The sequence below is a fragment of the Algimonas ampicilliniresistens genome (assembly GCF_030159955.1).
Taxonomy (GTDB): Bacteria; Pseudomonadota; Alphaproteobacteria; order Caulobacterales; family Maricaulaceae; genus Litorimonas; species Litorimonas ampicilliniresistens.
The window spans coordinates 732,703-746,734 of record NZ_BSNK01000002.1 but is presented as its reverse complement, the minus strand read 5'-3'; the positions used below and the strand labels follow the sequence as shown (position 1 = coordinate 746,734).

The window sequence follows — 14,032 nt, the reverse complement described above, 5'->3', positions numbered from 1 at the left end:
GCGCCAAACACACTTAGCCTTGGCGGGCCTTAAAGCGTGGGTCTGTTTTGTTAATCACGTAAAGACGGCCCTTGCGGCGAACGACTTGGCAGTCGCGGTGGCGGTTCTTCAGCGATTTTAGCGAGCTGCGGACTTTCATGGCTCAACGTCCTCTAAATCAAATTCTGGCGCATTTTCAGCGGAAGCGGGCCTATATGGACGGCGCGATACGAAGTCAATCCGGTGCCGCAGCCTAGATCGGTCTTAATCGATCATAAAGTCTGGCTGAACCGTCATAAACCGACCCTATCGGAATGGGTCAACCACTGGTAGTCTAGGATTATGCGTTATTATCTCCTCCCCCTCGCCATTCTATTAAGCGCTTGCGCAACCCCGCAAGTCGATATTCAGACATCAGAATCAGCGGTAAACTTGTCTGATGCGGCTCTGCTGACGGCGGAAGCTGTCACACCGCCCACAGCTGTCTTGAATACAGCCGCGACCGGCCAAGGCGATTCTGCGATGGCCCAAGCGCAACGGTTTGCTCATTGGAAAGATGATTTTACACGCCGCGCTATTGCGAAGGGATATTCGCCGCAATTACTGGCCATCACGGTTGGACGCGCGACGATGAACGAGCGGGCGCTAGAGCGCGATAGCTCACAACCTGAATTTACCCGGCCCGTCTGGTCCTACATCAAGTCAGCCGCCAGCCCAGAGCGGATCGAGCGCGGTCAGGCCGAACTGGCTGATCACACCGCCATCTTCGATGAATTGGAACAAACCTATGGCGTGCCGCGACAAATCTTGGCAGCGATCTGGGGTCTGGAATCCTCTTATGGGCGCATTCTTGGCAATCATGACATCATCAATAGTCTGGCCACCTTCGCCTTTGAGGGACGGCGCACCAAATTTGGGGAAGCGCAACTCTTTGCATCGCTTGATCTGATCCAGTCCGGTGCCGTACGGGTGGAACAGCTGACAGGATCTTGGGCCGGGGCGATGGGCATGACCCAGTTTATTCCCACGACCTTCCGTGACTATGCGGTCGATTTTGATCGCAATGGTAACACTGATCTTTGGACCTCAGAAGCGGATGCCCTCGCCAGCGCCGCAAACTATCTAACCCGGTCTGGATGGCGACCGAATGAGCCCGTTATGGCGGAGGTCGTCGTGCCCGTCGATTTTGACTACTCACAATCTGAGAGCACGAAAAAGACTGTCGCAGCTTGGACCGCGCTTGGCGCGCGTCCCGCGAACGGTCTGCAATTCAGTCCTGCGGCCAACCAGCTAGAAGCCAAATTACTGGCCCCAGCCGGGCAGCGTGGACCAAAGCTGCTCGTCTTCAAGAATTTCGACGTCATCAAAAAGTATAATAATTCGACCAGCTATGTGATGGGCATTGCGAGCCTTGGCGAGGCATTGGGCGGTCAAACCTCCATCCGTAACCCTTGGCCCGAAGACGACCAGCCGCTAACCTTTAAGGACAAAGAAAATATGCAAAAGGCCCTCACAGCCAAGGGCTTTGATACGGGCGGTGTTGACGGCCAAGTCGGCCCCGCCACACGCCGCGCCATCCGGGCTTGGCAAAGCGCAAATGGTCTTCCGGCCGATGGCTATGTCGAACAGCGCTTGCTGGCGCGGATCATGGCGCCGGGTCGATAGACGCAGTGCGCAAGATGATTGAGCGATAGGATACTCTGATGCCGCCCCCGGTGCCGCTCACCCGCACCCCTGCCCCATCGCTCGATTTTTCTCAGCCCGGCACGCCGGCGGCTGAAGATTTTGGCGATATCTATTTTTCTATCGATGGCGGTCTGGCAGAAAGCCGAGCCGTTTTCCTAGAAGGGTGTGGCTTACCGAACAATTGGATGGGCCGAGAGGTCTTCACCATTGCCGAGCTAGGCTTTGGGTCTGGCCTGAATTTCTTAGCCGCTTGGCAGGCTTGGCGCGACAGTGGAGCGACGGGCCGCTTGCATTTCATCTCAGTCGAGGCCTTCCCGTTCGAGCATCGCGACCTGAGCCGCGCTTTAGCTCATTTTCCAGAATTGGCAGAGCTGGCGACACCTCTGATCGAGAGCTGGCCTGGCCCTGTACGCGGTGTGCATCGACGCCATTTTGGCTCTATCACGCTGACCTTGATACATGACGCCGTTGCGCCTGCTCTCGCAGATCAGTCCTTTCAGGCCGACGCTTGGTTTCTCGATGGGTTTTCGCCCGCCAAAAACCCGGACATGTGGAGCCCCGCAATTATCTCGGACGTTGCCCGGCTGTCCGCCCCCGGCGCGCGAGTGGCCACCTTTACAGTCGCTGGCGCCGTTCGCCGCGCATTAAGCGATGCTGGCTTCGAGGTTGAGAAAAAGGAAGGATTCGGACGCAAACGCCAGAGACTGGAAGCGCGACTTCCGGAGCAAGCCACCGCGCCTACGAGACCTCAGGCTCCGACGATCATCGGGGCGGGCATCGCCGGAGCATCGATAGCGGCAGCTTTTCTGCGTCGTGGCATTAACCCCACCGTCCTGTTCGATCCGGATCACATTGCTGCGTCCGAGAATGGCGCAGCGCTGATTAAGCCCCGCCTTGATCTGCAGGATCGACCGGAGTCGCGTTTTTTCCTGTCGAGTTTCCTCTATGCACGCGAGATCTATCGCGGTGCCACACGCTATGAAGGGCTGGTCCACTGCCCGAAAACGGACTCGGAAGCCGTTCGCTTAGCTCGGATCGCCGCGCAAATGCCTTTGGGGGCTAACCATCTGCGTTGGACGGATGAAACGTTGGAGATGGACAGTTCTCTGGTGATCGACACAGAAGCGGCACGCACATCCCTATTGGCAGGGGCAGACGTGCAAGCGCGACGCGTGGATAGTCTGGACTCCCTGAAAGGACCGATTATTTTTGCCGGAGGGTATGGCGTTCGCACCCTACTGCCAGACGCCGCCTTTCGATTTTCACGCGGGCAGTTGAGCTGGGGCAGTGGCGGGATAGAGCGACCCGTGACCTATGGCGGCTATGCGATTCCTATCAGAGGTCAGATTCTATTGGGCGCAACCCATGACCGCATTGAGAATCATGACACAGCATTTGAACTGCGAGCAGAAGACGATGCCGCCAATCTGGCACAAGCCATAAGCCAAGGTTTAGATTTGGACCCTGACGTACAATCCTTTCGCGCCAGTGTCCGTGTCACGACAGCCGACACTCTGCCGCGATTGGTCCGGACCCAAACGACAAAGGCCGAGCAGGATTTGTGGATCCTGTCCGGCCTCGGGTCACGGGGGTTTGTCTTTGCGCCCCTTCTAGGCGAAGCGCTGGTCAGCGCCTATCTCGGAGAGCCATCGCCTTTAGCAGACTCGCTCTCGGATAAACTCAGTCGTCGCCCCGATTAAAATCGGCAGATCCTGAGACGGATGAGTCGACGGAACCCGAAATCGATTTAACATAGATGTCGCTAGATCCTGACGCCCTGATATAGGCATCGCCAACAGCGGCATGGACCTGGACATCGCCTGAACCCGAAATATGGACGGATAGCTCTGGAATTGTTCCACCGTCCACTTCGACATCACCGGAACCAGACTTATCGATTCTGAGTATCCCATCGATATATCCGATCTCAATATCACCAGAGCCCGACTTCTCAATTTCGACCGGTCCATCGACACGATCGATTTCCACTTCGCCTGAACCGGATTGATCCAGACTAAATCGATCCGCTTTTTCAATCTCCAGATCACCAGCCCCCGATTTTTCAATCTTCAGGGACCCAACGGTGCCAATGGTAATTTCGCCGGAACCGGACTTTTCCAGAATGATCTCGTCGGCATCGGCTAGGTTTGCATCAAAGCAACCGCTTAGATGAAGGTCTGCAACTCCCAGAGCAAGCTGACTATCCAGTCGCACAAAACTGTCTCGGATCGTCAAGTCCGATCCGCGCGGCACGCTGATCCGGATTTCTGGATAGTCTTGCAGCTTGGTGTTGCCTTTAGACTCGCGCCCATTGAAATCGAGGTCCCATGAGAGGCCCCCACCCTTGCAGGCTTTATCCCGCTGTTTGCGCGACAAACCACCATCAATGATGATTGTGTCACCATTTTCGCGATAGTCGGCCGACTGCTTACCATTTCGCACAACCTCAACACCGTCATTCCCATCGATGATCGTAATTTTTCCAACAAAATCTTCCACCGTAATATCGGTGGCAAAAGCTGGGGTCATCAGCGTGGCTGAAAGCAGCGCGCCAGTCAGGATCGAATATTTCATTAGAGTCTCACTCGGATAGGTGAGCCAGATTTCAGACGAAGTTCGATTTCGAAATCCGTTGTCTCGGCTGCGTGCGTTTCCATTCCGTCTTCGGATAGCTCCAAGGCAATCCCGGCGGCGCAGATGGATAAACCATCAATCGGGTTGGAGGGCAATGAGGGTAATGGCATGGCGGCAAAGGTGCCGGCGATGAATGCGGTGGCAATGATATTCATTTTCGTCTCTCCCTTTTGTGTGAACCGGAGGCGTTGGTCTCCGGCAGATTTAAGTTAGGTCCGGCCTAGCTCTCTAGGTCGCGGAAATCGCGGCGCAGTTTCCATTCGCGCGAGGTGACGGAGCGTTCTAGGTCTTGCATGCGCTCTTCGACTGAGCGGAATTTTGACCGGACGTCCGAATAGTTGACCGTATCGATCGGTGCAGCTTCACTGTAGCCGTGATGGCGGTCGCGACGACGCGCTTTGCGCTGGGCTCTATTCCGTTCGGTCCGTTCACGAACATAAGGCGCTCGCTTGTCTGACGGGATAAACAGCCACATCAGGAAATAGACCAAGATCGGTAAGCCGGTGAAGATAACCGCCAGCACGAAGAAGATACGCATCGGGCCGTGGTCAATACCGAGCCAGTCACCGAGGCCGGCGCAGACGCCGCCTAGGATACCGTCAATCTTGTTGCGACGGAGCTTTGGACGGCGACCGTGATCATATCCAGTCTCTACCGTTTCTTCCCAGGTGCCGTATTCATCTTCCCAGCGTTCTGTACGTTTCCGGCGGGTCATGATTTGTCTCTCCAGTTCGGGATTTCATCGTCAAGGATGCGTTCCAGCACTTTCACGCGCTGGTCGAGAATGTCAGCGATTCGCGACATCTGCTCGAGTTCGGCGCGGTGGGTTCCGTTTTCCGGTGTCCCGCCGCCGCCCATGCGTTCCTTGTGCTCATAGTGTGTCTTCAGCATCGAGGAGGCCACGCCCATGACGATGGCTACGATGGGAATCATGAAGACCAGAATTTCGGGCCTGAGCATTATAGGTCTCTCTTTTTGTTACGTTGATCGGTTTGAGTGCGCCCGGGAGGTGTGGCGAACGGAGAAGGGTATATCCGGTCAACCGGGGAGGTCTCCCCCGGGCGCGTTCTTTAGCCTTTCGGCAGTTAGATCAACTCGCCTTTTTGGCAGGCTTGTCAGATTTGTTCGCTGCTTTCGGCTTGCTCATGCGAGCTTTCAGTGCAGCAAGTTCGTCTTCGAGTTCTTCATCGGACTCTAAGGCGGCAAACTGGCTTTCTAGGCTCTCGCCTTCACCAAGGTCGAAAGCTTCGACATGGGCTTCCAATTCATCGACTTTGCGTTCCATGCGCTCATATCTAGACAGCGCGTCATCGACACGTGTGTCAACAAGCTTGGTCCGCATCTTGACTTGGCTCTTGGCGACCGTGCTGCGCATTGTCAGCGACTTATGCTTGGCCTTAGCTTCGTCGAGCTTGGTCTGCAATTTTGACAAATCCATATCGGCTTTCCCGATGGCTTCGTCCAGAACCGCGATTTCCTTACCGACAACGTCGGCCATGTCTTCAGCTTGGCGTTTAGCGGTTAGGGCGCCGCGGGCCAGGTCTTCACGATCTTTCGTGATTGCCAGCTCAGCTTTTGCAGCCCAATCGTCGGCCCGTTTGCGATAATCTTCTTCGCGACGCACCATCTCTTTGCGCTCAGCAATATGACGGGCAGCGTCAGTGCGGACATCGACCAGCGTATCTTCCATTTCCTGGATGATTAGCCGGGCGATCTTTTCCGGATCTTCGGCGGCCTCAATCATAGCATTTAGGTTGGAATTGATGATGTCGCCCATGCGGGAAAAAATACCCATGTTTCTCGTCTCCTTTGACAATGGTGTGGCCTCTTGGCTGAGGCCGGCGATTAAATCTGACCGCTAGGTCAGGATAGCTGCGATTAGAAAGCCTGCGGCGAAGAAGCCCCAGCATTCCTTGTCACGCGTGGTGAGGTATTGAACAAAGCGGGCGCCTTTAGTGCGCCAGCTATCTTCGTTGCGGTCGAAGTGATCCATTATAGAATCTCTTCGTAGGTATTCACAGAACCATGCATTGGCATGAAGCCGTAAGTATTGCCTGTGCGGACGCTCATCGCAGCGAAACCGCGGCGGCGGCGGGCCCGACGAACAGAGCGCGACGGAGCAGAATTTCCGTTCACAGCGTTCAAGTCATTATCGATGGTGCGATATGTCATCATCGTCTCCTTTCATCTCTCTCTAGTCTCGGCCCGGATATCGGGCTGTTTGGGGCGAAGCTTTGTGCTCCGCTTCTGTGAGATCAAATTGGCTGAAAGGGGGTCTCCTGTCACGGAAAACTAAACCATTGATTTTATTGATGTTTATGATTTTCATATCGTTGATCGGTAAATTGAGTGGCGAATTACACGATAATTTTGGCTAGATTTACTAAATTGAATTGGCTATAAACGCTAAATCATGCCCATGCGTACTCAACCCGTTGGCTCAGGCGAATCCTTCATGGGTCTTATGGACCGCGTGTCCGATGTGGCATCGACAGAACGCCCCGTTCTGATCGTGGGGGAACGCGGAACTGGCAAAGAACTGATCGCCTCGCGCTTGCATTTCCTCTCGCCGCGCTGGGAAAAGGTCAATGTCCGGGTCAATTGCGCAGCTTTTGATGATGTGGCTTTGGACCGCGAACTGTTTGGGCAAACCTTCATGGATGGGCGTTCAGACACAAATGGTCGGGTCTTCGGGGCCAATGAGGGCACATTATTCTTGGATAGTATTGAAGAGATGCCACTGCATTTGCAGGAAAAGCTCATGCATACGATCGAGCATGGTCAAGTTCAGGCTACGGGCGAGCTATATGAGGAAGATGTTGATGTTCGCGTCGTTGCCGCCACGTCCGTAGATCTACCGTCCGCCGTCGCGCGGGGTGCGTTTCGCGGTGACCTACTCGATCGTATCGCCTTTCACGTCATTACTTTGCCGCCACTGCGCGAGCGAGTTGAAGACATTCCAGCTCTTGTCGATCATTTCGGCCGACAAGTGGCGCGCTCACTTGAGGCTGAACAGTTTCCTGGCTTCACCGCAGAAGCCCAGGAGGCGATGCGCGCCCATCCTTTCCCCGGCAATGTAAGAGAACTGAAACTGATCGTCGAACGCAGCGCGGTGCAGGCCTTCCTCCAAGATGAAAGTCTATCTCAGCCGATCGACACGCTTGATATTGATCCGTTCGACAGTCCCTATCGAGTGCAGGACCGAATCATCGCGCCCATGACGCAAAACACCAATGCTATGCCCAGCTCAGCACAGGTTCAGCCACAAGCGCCGCAATCTATAGAGAGCGGTCCAATACCGGAGAGCTTTTCTGACCGCGTGATAGCTTTCGAACGTCGCCTCATCGACGAGGCGCTTCGGGCGACGAATGATCATCAGGGCAAGGCTGCTGAGCGACTGGACCTATCCTATCATCAATTCAGAGGGCTGCTGAGAAAGCACGGCCTTAAGAAGTAGAAAACCCGGCTTCCCGTAAAAACGGAAAGCCGGGTTCGGCAGATTATAACCGCCGCACCAATCACCCCCATGACCAGCACGATGACCGGGCAAGCCCACATGCGTCACCCAAACTGCCTGAGTTCGACTGACGAGCTTTGCGTGAATGCAAGGTGAACACATCACTTTTTCCATAGGCACTGCCGATGGTAGGCTTTGGAATGAACGATTGGACGAATGAAAAGCCACGCCATAGGGTAAGACTAAGCGCCAAAAGAGCGACTCACAAACAGACTTAGACAAAAGAGGACAGCCATGAACGAGATGTCAGTGAATTCCAAAGGCAAGTGCCCCGTCATGCACGGCAGCGCGACACGCTTTTCCGGACGCAGCAACAAGGATTGGTGGCCGGAAGCCCTGAATGTAGGAATCCTGCACCAACACGATGCCCGTTCAAACCCGATGGATCCTGACTTTGACTACCGCGAAGCCGTCAAGGCGCTGGACTTCGACGCGTTGAAAGCAGATCTCAACGCCCTGCTGACCGAAAGTCAGCCCTGGTGGCCAGCCGACTGGGGTCATTATGGTGGATTATTCATTCGCATGTCTTGGCACGCGGCCGGCACCTACCGCACCTCAGACGGTCGCGGGGGCGGATCGACAGGCAATCTGCGTTTTGCGCCGCTCAATAGCTGGCCGGACAATGGCAATCTTGACAAGGCGCGACGCCTGCTTTGGCCGATCAAGAAAAAGTATGGGAATTCGATCAGCTGGGCCGACCTTATGTTGCTCGCAGGCACGGTCGCTTACGAAAATATGGGTTTGAAGACATTCGGATTCGGCTTTGGTCGCGAAGATATTTGGGCGCCGGAGATCGACGTGAACTGGGGCGAGGAGAAGGAATGGCTTGCCCCGAGTGAGCAACGTTACGGAAACCTCGAGGAACCGGATACGCTTGGCCCTAATCTGGCGGCCGTCCATATGGGACTGATTTACGTCAACCCTGAAGGCGTAAACGGCAACCCAGACCCAGCCCGCACAGCGGAACATATCCGCGTCACCTTTGCCCGTATGGCGATGAATGACGAAGAGACTGCCGCTCTGACCGCCGGTGGCCATACTGTGGGTAAGGCCCACGGCAATGGCGATGCGGGCGCTTTAGGCGCAGAGCCCGAAGGCGGCGAACTCCACGATCAGGGCTTTGGCTGGATGAACCCGAATGCGGACGGCAAAGCCAGTAGTCACGTCACGTCCGGCGTCGAAGGCGCCTGGACGACGGAGCCGACCAAATTCGACATGGGCTATTTTGACATGCTCTTCGGTCACGAGTGGGAGCTGACAACCTCTCCTGCGGGCGCAAAGCAGTGGAAGCCTGTCAATATCGAAGACATCGACATGCCGATTGACCCGGATGACGGCAAAACGCGGACCATGCCGGTTATGACCGATGCCGATATGGCGATGAAGGTCGATCCGAAATATCGCGCGATTTGCGAAAAGTTCATGGCTGATGAGGCCTATTTCCGCGACACGTTCGCCCGGGCTTGGTTCAAGCTGACTCACCGCGACATGGGGCCGAAGGTCAACTATATCGGCCCGGACGTGCCCGATGAAGATTTGATTTGGCAGGACCCGATCCCGGCAGGCTCGGCATCATATGACGTGGACGCCCTCAAGGCGAAGATTGCTGCGACCGACCTGACACCAGTTGAAATGATTGCGACCGCTTGGGACAGCGCCCGCACTTTCCGCGGCTCAGACAAACGGGGCGGCGCGAATGGCGCGCGTATCCGCTTCGCCCCGCAGCGCAGCTGGGAGGCCAACGAGCCTGAACAGCTGAACCGCGTCCTGTCAGTGCTGGAACCCATCGCCAATGCGGCGGGTGCCTCCATTGCCGACGTCATTGTTCTGGCCGGCAATGTTGGCATTGAAGCCGTTGCTAAGGCTGGCGGTCTTAATGTGGATGTTCCGTTCGCGCCGGGCCGCGGCGATGCATCGGCCGAGATGACCGACGCTGAGAGTTTCGAACCGCTCGAACCGCTCGCCGACGGGTTCCGCAATTTTGCCAAGGCGCAATTTGCCGGATCAGCGGACGAGATGTTCTTGGACCGCGCACAGCTTATGGGTCTGACGGCATCAGAACTTGTTGTGCTGCTAGGCGGCCTACGTGTGATTGGTGCCAATCATGGCGGCAATAAGCACGGTGTATTCACGGACCGCGAGGGCACGCTTTCGACGGATTATTTTGTCAATCTGACCGATATGGGCAATACATGGCATCCAGTCGGCAACGATATGTATGAAATCCGCGACCGCGCTTCCGGTGACGTGAAATGGACGGCGACCCGTGCCGACCTCGTCTTCGGCTCTAACTCGATCCTGCGTGCCTACGCCGAAGTCTATGCGCAAGACGACAATAAGCAGAAGTTCGCAAACGACTTCGTCCAGGCCTGGGACAAAGTCATGATGGCCGACCGGTTTGATCTGGTAGGTTAGACAATAAACCCCCAGCCCGCTGTCCCCGGCGGGTCAAGACGCCGCGTCACCCCTCCCTTGGTGGCGCGGCTTTTTTGGTTGGAGCCGGAAGCCATGAAGAGCGAAAAACTCAAAGGCAAATCGGTTAGTATTGCGGGGTGAAATCGGGACGGTTATATGATATGTAATACACAAACATACAACCATAAGATTTAAAGAGATCCCTATGTCTTGCGTCAACGATATGATCATCGTCGTTCTAACCAGCCTTGGAGATTACCATCATGTTGATTGCGGCCCAGGGATAAATACGCTCGTAATCGAAGCCCCCGCACTCACAGCTGATCTGACCACATCGGGCAACTCAACTTACGAAATGACGCATTCGGATCCGCCCGTAGTTCTGGTCAAAGGTGAGGGTTTCACGAAATTCAAGATTCTCGGTGGGTCTGGAAATGACACATTGACCGGATACACATCTGATGACGAGTTAGATGGTGGCCTTGGAGACGATGAACTTGATGGCGATTCTGGCGAAGACACGCTCCTAGGTGGACCTGGGGATGACAGGCTCTTTGTCGGAGGTTTCGCTGGAGATACTGGACCGGACACAATCGATGGGGGTGATGGATTTGACCATCTGCTCAAGCTGCCGCGCTCTGGCCTGTCAGACGTGCAGGACATCACCCTGAATTTCCTTTTGGCAAATGGGGCAAACTTTACTCTGACGGATGGCACTGTTGTATCCAATATTGAACGGATCAGTAATCTTCAGCTTGGGGACGGTGATGATAAGGTCAAATTTGTTCCTAAATCGATCGATGACAGACATCAGACGCATGGCGGAAATGGCACAGATCATCTTAATGTGACCCTGAACCACATTACCGACGACCTTAAGACCGCTGTCGGGACGCAACTTTTTATTGTTTATCCAGACGGCCAATCTCCTTTTGCCGCCGCTATTGTCGCGGCAAACCTTTTTGAAACCTTCAGAATCATTTCTGGCTCCGGCGACGACTCCATTCGAGGGGCTGATGGGATCGACCGTTTGGAAGGAAATGCGGGGAACGATAAACTGACGGGTGCTGGCGGCAATGATACGCTGCTCGGCGGAGCTGGAGACGACATTCTCGATGGCGGAGACGGGAATGACCGCATGTTTGGTGGGCCAGGATCGGATACATTCTACGGAATGGCTGGCATTGACACCGTCAACTATTTCCACTCTTTCGCGGGCGTCACGATAGATATTAGCGCACAGACACCTGTCGCATCAGGCGGTGATGCGGATTTCGATACTTTGATATCCATCGAATCCATCGACGGATCGCTCTTTGACGATCAAATCTACGGATCCAGCGGCAATAATCTTCTACGTGGACAAGCCGGCGCGGATACAATTGTTGGCCGAGACGGCAATGACGCCCTGGGCGGCGGAGACGGCGCCGACAATCTTCAGGGCGACGCAGGCGCGGATCGTCTCTACGGCGATGCTGGCGCAGACACGCTCCATGGCGGGATTGATAATGACAAGATGTGGGGCGGCGCGGGGGACGACCTATTCGAAATGCGTCCAGGTGACGGCATCGACAAAATCATGGACTTTGAAGTCGCCTCATCTGACAAAGTTGATCTATCGACTTTTCAAATCGCAAGCTTCAGTGTCTTGCAGAGTCTGATGGCTCAAGACGCTGCACATGTTAGGATTACGCTTCCGGGAAATGACATTCTGATCATTGAAAATACCCTAGTCTCAGACCTGAAAGCTTATCATTTCCATCTTTAAAACGAGCTAAGCCACCCTAGGCACGCGAGATTTATAGGTAAACTGCCCGGCGTCATTCAGACGTCGCGACACCAGCCCACGCCCCTTCAAACAGTTCAAATGCGCGACGGCTTCACCCACCGCCATGATCCGGTTTCCGTCATCAATTGGACGGCGGAAGAGAACGGAATAAACTTCGGTCGCCATTTTCGGCTCGCGACAAAATTCATAGAGACGGTCGAGCGCCTTTTCGTGATGTTCGATCAGCTTGTTCAGGCGGCGATGCGCACCGCGAAACGGGATGCCATGCGCGGGACCAATCAACGTATCTTCAGGCAGCTCAGCGATCAGCTTATGGCAGGATGAGATCCAGTCATCGAGCGGGTTGCCTTCCGGTTCCGTGGGCCAGACGGAAACGTTAGAGCTGATATTCGGCAACAACTGATCCCCCGTCAAACACAGGCCCAATTCCTCACAATAGAGACACGCATGTTCCGGACTGTGACCGGAACCAATAATAATGCGCCAGGTCCGCCCGCCAATTTTGCCCCACTCTCCATCGGTCAACCGATCATAGGCATGAGGCAGTTCGCTGACAGCCTTGCCAAAGCCGCCAAAGCGTTTCTTGTAGAGCTCGATCTGATCCGTCGTGAAACCGACCTTGCGATAGAAATTAATGCCCGCTTGCGGGGCGGGATGGCCCGTGTCGGCAACCAGCAGACGACAGAGAAAATACTCGCCGCGCGTCATTAACAGCGGCGCGCCAAATTTTCGGCAGATCCACCCCGCCAGACCCGTATGATCAGGATGAAGGTGAGTGCAAATCACGCGATTGACGGGCCGGCCGCCCATCAGCTTACGGAAATGGCCCTCCCACTGCCGCTTGCTCTCCGCCATGGCGATGCCCGTATCGACTACCACCCAGCCATCCCCGTCGCGGATCGCATAGAGATTGATGTGATTGAGTCCTGTCATGGGCAGGGAAAAGCGTAGCCAGAACACGCCGTCCGCGATTTCGCGCACTTCACCCGGTTGTGGTTTTTCGTCCGTGATAAATTCCAGCATCTTCGAGCTTCGGTCTCGCCCCTGGCCTTCGGGGAGCAGCGAGGCGTCATGCGGAGTGGAGGGCCGTTTGGACTTTAAGATGGCGGGTTTTTTCATGCGGCTTGCATAGCGGCACGGTGCGGAGCCGTCCACGGCACTCCACGCTTATCGACCATGCAATGTATTCTACATCAGATGCGACCAGCACAGGGCGCGGCGTCAGCCATAGATGAGCCTGGGCTCAGAAGTTTTTAGCCCCGCATGGTCTGGATGAAGGCATCAGCGGCAGAGATGGATTGCTCCATTTCAGCGATCAGGCGCGCAACATCCCCTTCAAGGTCAGCCGCTTCCGCACTCAGCGCCGCAATCGACCGCGCATTGAGATTATGTTTGAGATAGAGAACGCGGTCGCTGAAGACGGACAATACCGGATCCATAGACGCAGTCGCGGCATCCATCTTGTCAGCTAGGACATCGTATCGCTGCCGCGTCTCACGCAGTTGGCGTTCGGACGTCCGGCGTAGCCCCGCATCCGAATATTGCGACAGTTCACCTTCCCATTCCTTGAATAGATCGCGCGAAACTCGTTTCACAGAGGCGACGCGTGACCGCGTTTCATCCGCTTGATTGTCAGCGCGTTCATAGGCCCGGTTCAACCTGTCATAGGTCGCTTCAAGCTCACCACCGTTTACATCGACAACCGCACGAAACGCTTCTAGTGCGTTCTCAAATTCCTCTTTGGCCTCACCTTGGGACTTTGCGACATCTTCAACACGGTCGACAAGAATATCGCGCTTCTCGATCCCGAACCGTTCCTGGATTTCATACGCAGCGGTCGCGCAGCCGGACAATATTGTCGGTGCAACCAAGGCCGCCATAATCCCGATTAGTGGCCGTCCCGCGCGCATCATTCCGTTCATTTTTGTCATCCTAATTGTCCCGTAACCTTATCACTAACCCTGAAGTCTTAGGTTGGTTCCTTTCAATGTCCATGGAGGGCGCATCGATCC

At 55.3% G+C, this 14,032-nt stretch carries 15 protein-coding genes; 5 read left to right on the top strand and 10 right to left on the bottom strand.

What is annotated here, in order from left to right; genetic code table 11:
* Positions 1 to 13: 13 nt before the first annotated feature.
* Positions 14 to 139 (bottom strand): type B 50S ribosomal protein L36, encoded by a 126-nt coding sequence (ykgO, locus tag QQL54_RS11440; protein WP_284373277.1) that lies wholly within the window; start codon positions 137 to 139, stop codon positions 14 to 16.
* Between the two features lie 182 nt (positions 140 to 321).
* Between ykgO and QQL54_RS11435 the strand changes: the two genes are divergently transcribed.
* Together QQL54_RS11435 and mnmC2 are read left to right on the top strand one after the other, a co-directional pair.
* The gene (locus QQL54_RS11435; protein WP_284390776.1) at positions 322 to 1,644 is read left to right on the top strand and encodes a lytic murein transglycosylase; all 1,323 of its coding nucleotides are present in this window, start codon (positions 322 to 324) and stop codon (positions 1,642 to 1,644) included.
* 38 nt (positions 1,645 to 1,682) lie between these two features.
* Positions 1,683 to 3,365 (top strand): tRNA (5-methylaminomethyl-2-thiouridine)(34)-methyltransferase MnmC2, encoded by a 1,683-nt coding sequence (mnmC2, locus tag QQL54_RS11430; protein WP_284390774.1) that lies wholly within the window; start codon positions 1,683 to 1,685, stop codon positions 3,363 to 3,365.
* On the opposite strand, the gene QQL54_RS11425 is transcribed toward mnmC2, so the two are convergent.
* The 7 genes from QQL54_RS11425 to QQL54_RS11395 all read right to left on the bottom strand — a co-directional run bounded on the left by QQL54_RS11425 (position 3,346) and on the right by QQL54_RS11395 (position 6,474).
* The gene (locus QQL54_RS11425) at positions 3,346 to 4,239 is read right to left on the bottom strand and encodes a GIN domain-containing protein (protein WP_284390772.1); all 894 of its coding nucleotides are present in this window, start codon (positions 4,237 to 4,239) and stop codon (positions 3,346 to 3,348) included. The genes mnmC2 and QQL54_RS11425 overlap by 20 nt on opposite strands.
* Entirely contained in the window at positions 4,239 to 4,454 is a 216-nt protein-coding gene (locus tag QQL54_RS11420) for a hypothetical protein (protein ID WP_284390770.1), read from the bottom strand. Before QQL54_RS11420 ends, QQL54_RS11425 begins: the two co-directional genes overlap by 1 nt.
* 65 nt (positions 4,455 to 4,519) lie before the next feature.
* On the bottom strand, positions 4,520 to 5,014 hold the full coding sequence (locus QQL54_RS11415) for a PspC domain-containing protein (protein WP_284390768.1): 495 nt from the start codon (positions 5,012 to 5,014) through the stop codon (positions 4,520 to 4,522).
* Positions 5,011 to 5,259, bottom strand: a complete 249-nt coding sequence (gene pspB / locus QQL54_RS11410; protein WP_284390767.1) for an envelope stress response membrane protein PspB — start codon at positions 5,257 to 5,259, stop codon at positions 5,011 to 5,013. The genes QQL54_RS11415 and pspB overlap by 4 nt, the downstream gene beginning before the upstream one ends.
* A gap of 130 nt (positions 5,260 to 5,389) precedes the next feature.
* Positions 5,390 to 6,094, bottom strand: a complete 705-nt coding sequence (pspA, locus tag QQL54_RS11405) for a phage shock protein PspA (protein WP_284390765.1) — start codon at positions 6,092 to 6,094, stop codon at positions 5,390 to 5,392.
* A gap of 63 nt (positions 6,095 to 6,157) precedes the next feature.
* Complete coding sequence (locus tag QQL54_RS11400; protein ID WP_284390759.1) at positions 6,158 to 6,292, bottom strand: hypothetical protein; 135 nt, start codon at positions 6,290 to 6,292, stop codon at positions 6,158 to 6,160.
* A complete protein-coding gene (locus tag QQL54_RS11395; protein ID WP_284390757.1) occupies positions 6,292 to 6,474 on the bottom strand; it encodes a hypothetical protein in 183 nt (60 codons plus the stop codon). The genes QQL54_RS11400 and QQL54_RS11395 overlap by 1 nt, the downstream gene beginning before the upstream one ends.
* Before the next feature lie 244 nt (positions 6,475 to 6,718).
* Here QQL54_RS11395 and QQL54_RS11390 point away from each other — a divergent pair, with 244 nt between their 5' ends.
* The 3 genes from QQL54_RS11390 to QQL54_RS11380 all read left to right on the top strand — a co-directional run bounded on the left by QQL54_RS11390 (position 6,719) and on the right by QQL54_RS11380 (position 11,999).
* Complete coding sequence (locus QQL54_RS11390) at positions 6,719 to 7,756, top strand: sigma 54-interacting transcriptional regulator (RefSeq protein WP_284390755.1); 1,038 nt, start codon at positions 6,719 to 6,721, stop codon at positions 7,754 to 7,756.
* Between the two features lie 294 nt (positions 7,757 to 8,050).
* On the top strand, positions 8,051 to 10,231 hold the full coding sequence (katG, locus tag QQL54_RS11385; protein WP_284390752.1) for a catalase/peroxidase HPI: 2,181 nt from the start codon (positions 8,051 to 8,053) through the stop codon (positions 10,229 to 10,231).
* Positions 10,232 to 10,436: 205 nt separating this feature from the next.
* The gene (locus QQL54_RS11380) at positions 10,437 to 11,999 is read left to right on the top strand and encodes a calcium-binding protein (protein WP_284390748.1); all 1,563 of its coding nucleotides are present in this window, start codon (positions 10,437 to 10,439) and stop codon (positions 11,997 to 11,999) included.
* A 6-nt stretch (positions 12,000 to 12,005) separates the two neighbouring features.
* Here QQL54_RS11380 and QQL54_RS11375 read toward each other — a convergent pair whose 3' ends face one another.
* Both QQL54_RS11375 and QQL54_RS11370 read right to left on the bottom strand, forming a co-directional pair.
* On the bottom strand, positions 12,006 to 13,139 hold the full coding sequence (locus QQL54_RS11375; protein WP_284390746.1) for an MBL fold metallo-hydrolase: 1,134 nt from the start codon (positions 13,137 to 13,139) through the stop codon (positions 12,006 to 12,008).
* A 134-nt stretch (positions 13,140 to 13,273) separates the two neighbouring features.
* Positions 13,274 to 13,942, bottom strand: coding sequence for a DUF2959 domain-containing protein (locus QQL54_RS11370; RefSeq protein ID WP_284390744.1), 669 nt, complete (start codon positions 13,940 to 13,942; stop codon positions 13,274 to 13,276).
* Positions 13,943 to 14,032: the final 90 nt, after the last annotated feature.

What these genes read in the sequence shown, in the direction of transcription:
- QQL54_RS11380 (WP_284390748.1), top strand. Translation starts at nt 10,437, where the DNA reads ATGTCTTGCGTCAACGATATGATCATCGTCGTTCTAACCAGCCTTGGA.
- QQL54_RS11415 (WP_284390768.1), bottom strand. Translation starts at nt 5,014, where the DNA reads ATGACCCGCCGGAAACGTACAGAACGCTGGGAAGATGAATACGGCACC.
- QQL54_RS11370 (WP_284390744.1), bottom strand. Translation starts at nt 13,942, where the DNA reads ATGAACGGAATGATGCGCGCGGGACGGCCACTAATCGGGATTATGGCG.
- QQL54_RS11420 (WP_284390770.1), bottom strand. Translation starts at nt 4,454, where the DNA reads ATGAATATCATTGCCACCGCATTCATCGCCGGCACCTTTGCCGCCATG.
- mnmC2 (WP_284390774.1), top strand. Translation starts at nt 1,683, where the DNA reads ATGCCGCCCCCGGTGCCGCTCACCCGCACCCCTGCCCCATCGCTCGAT.
- QQL54_RS11435 (WP_284390776.1), top strand. Translation starts at nt 322, where the DNA reads ATGCGTTATTATCTCCTCCCCCTCGCCATTCTATTAAGCGCTTGCGCA.
- pspA (WP_284390765.1), bottom strand. Translation starts at nt 6,094, where the DNA reads ATGGGTATTTTTTCCCGCATGGGCGACATCATCAATTCCAACCTAAAT.
- QQL54_RS11400 (WP_284390759.1), bottom strand. Translation starts at nt 6,292, where the DNA reads ATGGATCACTTCGACCGCAACGAAGATAGCTGGCGCACTAAAGGCGCC.
- pspB (WP_284390767.1), bottom strand. Translation starts at nt 5,259, where the DNA reads ATGCTCAGGCCCGAAATTCTGGTCTTCATGATTCCCATCGTAGCCATC.
- QQL54_RS11375 (WP_284390746.1), bottom strand. Translation starts at nt 13,139, where the DNA reads ATGAAAAAACCCGCCATCTTAAAGTCCAAACGGCCCTCCACTCCGCAT.
- QQL54_RS11425 (WP_284390772.1), bottom strand. Translation starts at nt 4,239, where the DNA reads ATGAAATATTCGATCCTGACTGGCGCGCTGCTTTCAGCCACGCTGATG.
- QQL54_RS11390 (WP_284390755.1), top strand. Translation starts at nt 6,719, where the DNA reads ATGCGTACTCAACCCGTTGGCTCAGGCGAATCCTTCATGGGTCTTATG.
- QQL54_RS11395 (WP_284390757.1), bottom strand. Translation starts at nt 6,474, where the DNA reads ATGATGACATATCGCACCATCGATAATGACTTGAACGCTGTGAACGGA.
- ykgO (WP_284373277.1), bottom strand. Translation starts at nt 139, where the DNA reads ATGAAAGTCCGCAGCTCGCTAAAATCGCTGAAGAACCGCCACCGCGAC.
- katG (WP_284390752.1), top strand. Translation starts at nt 8,051, where the DNA reads ATGAACGAGATGTCAGTGAATTCCAAAGGCAAGTGCCCCGTCATGCAC.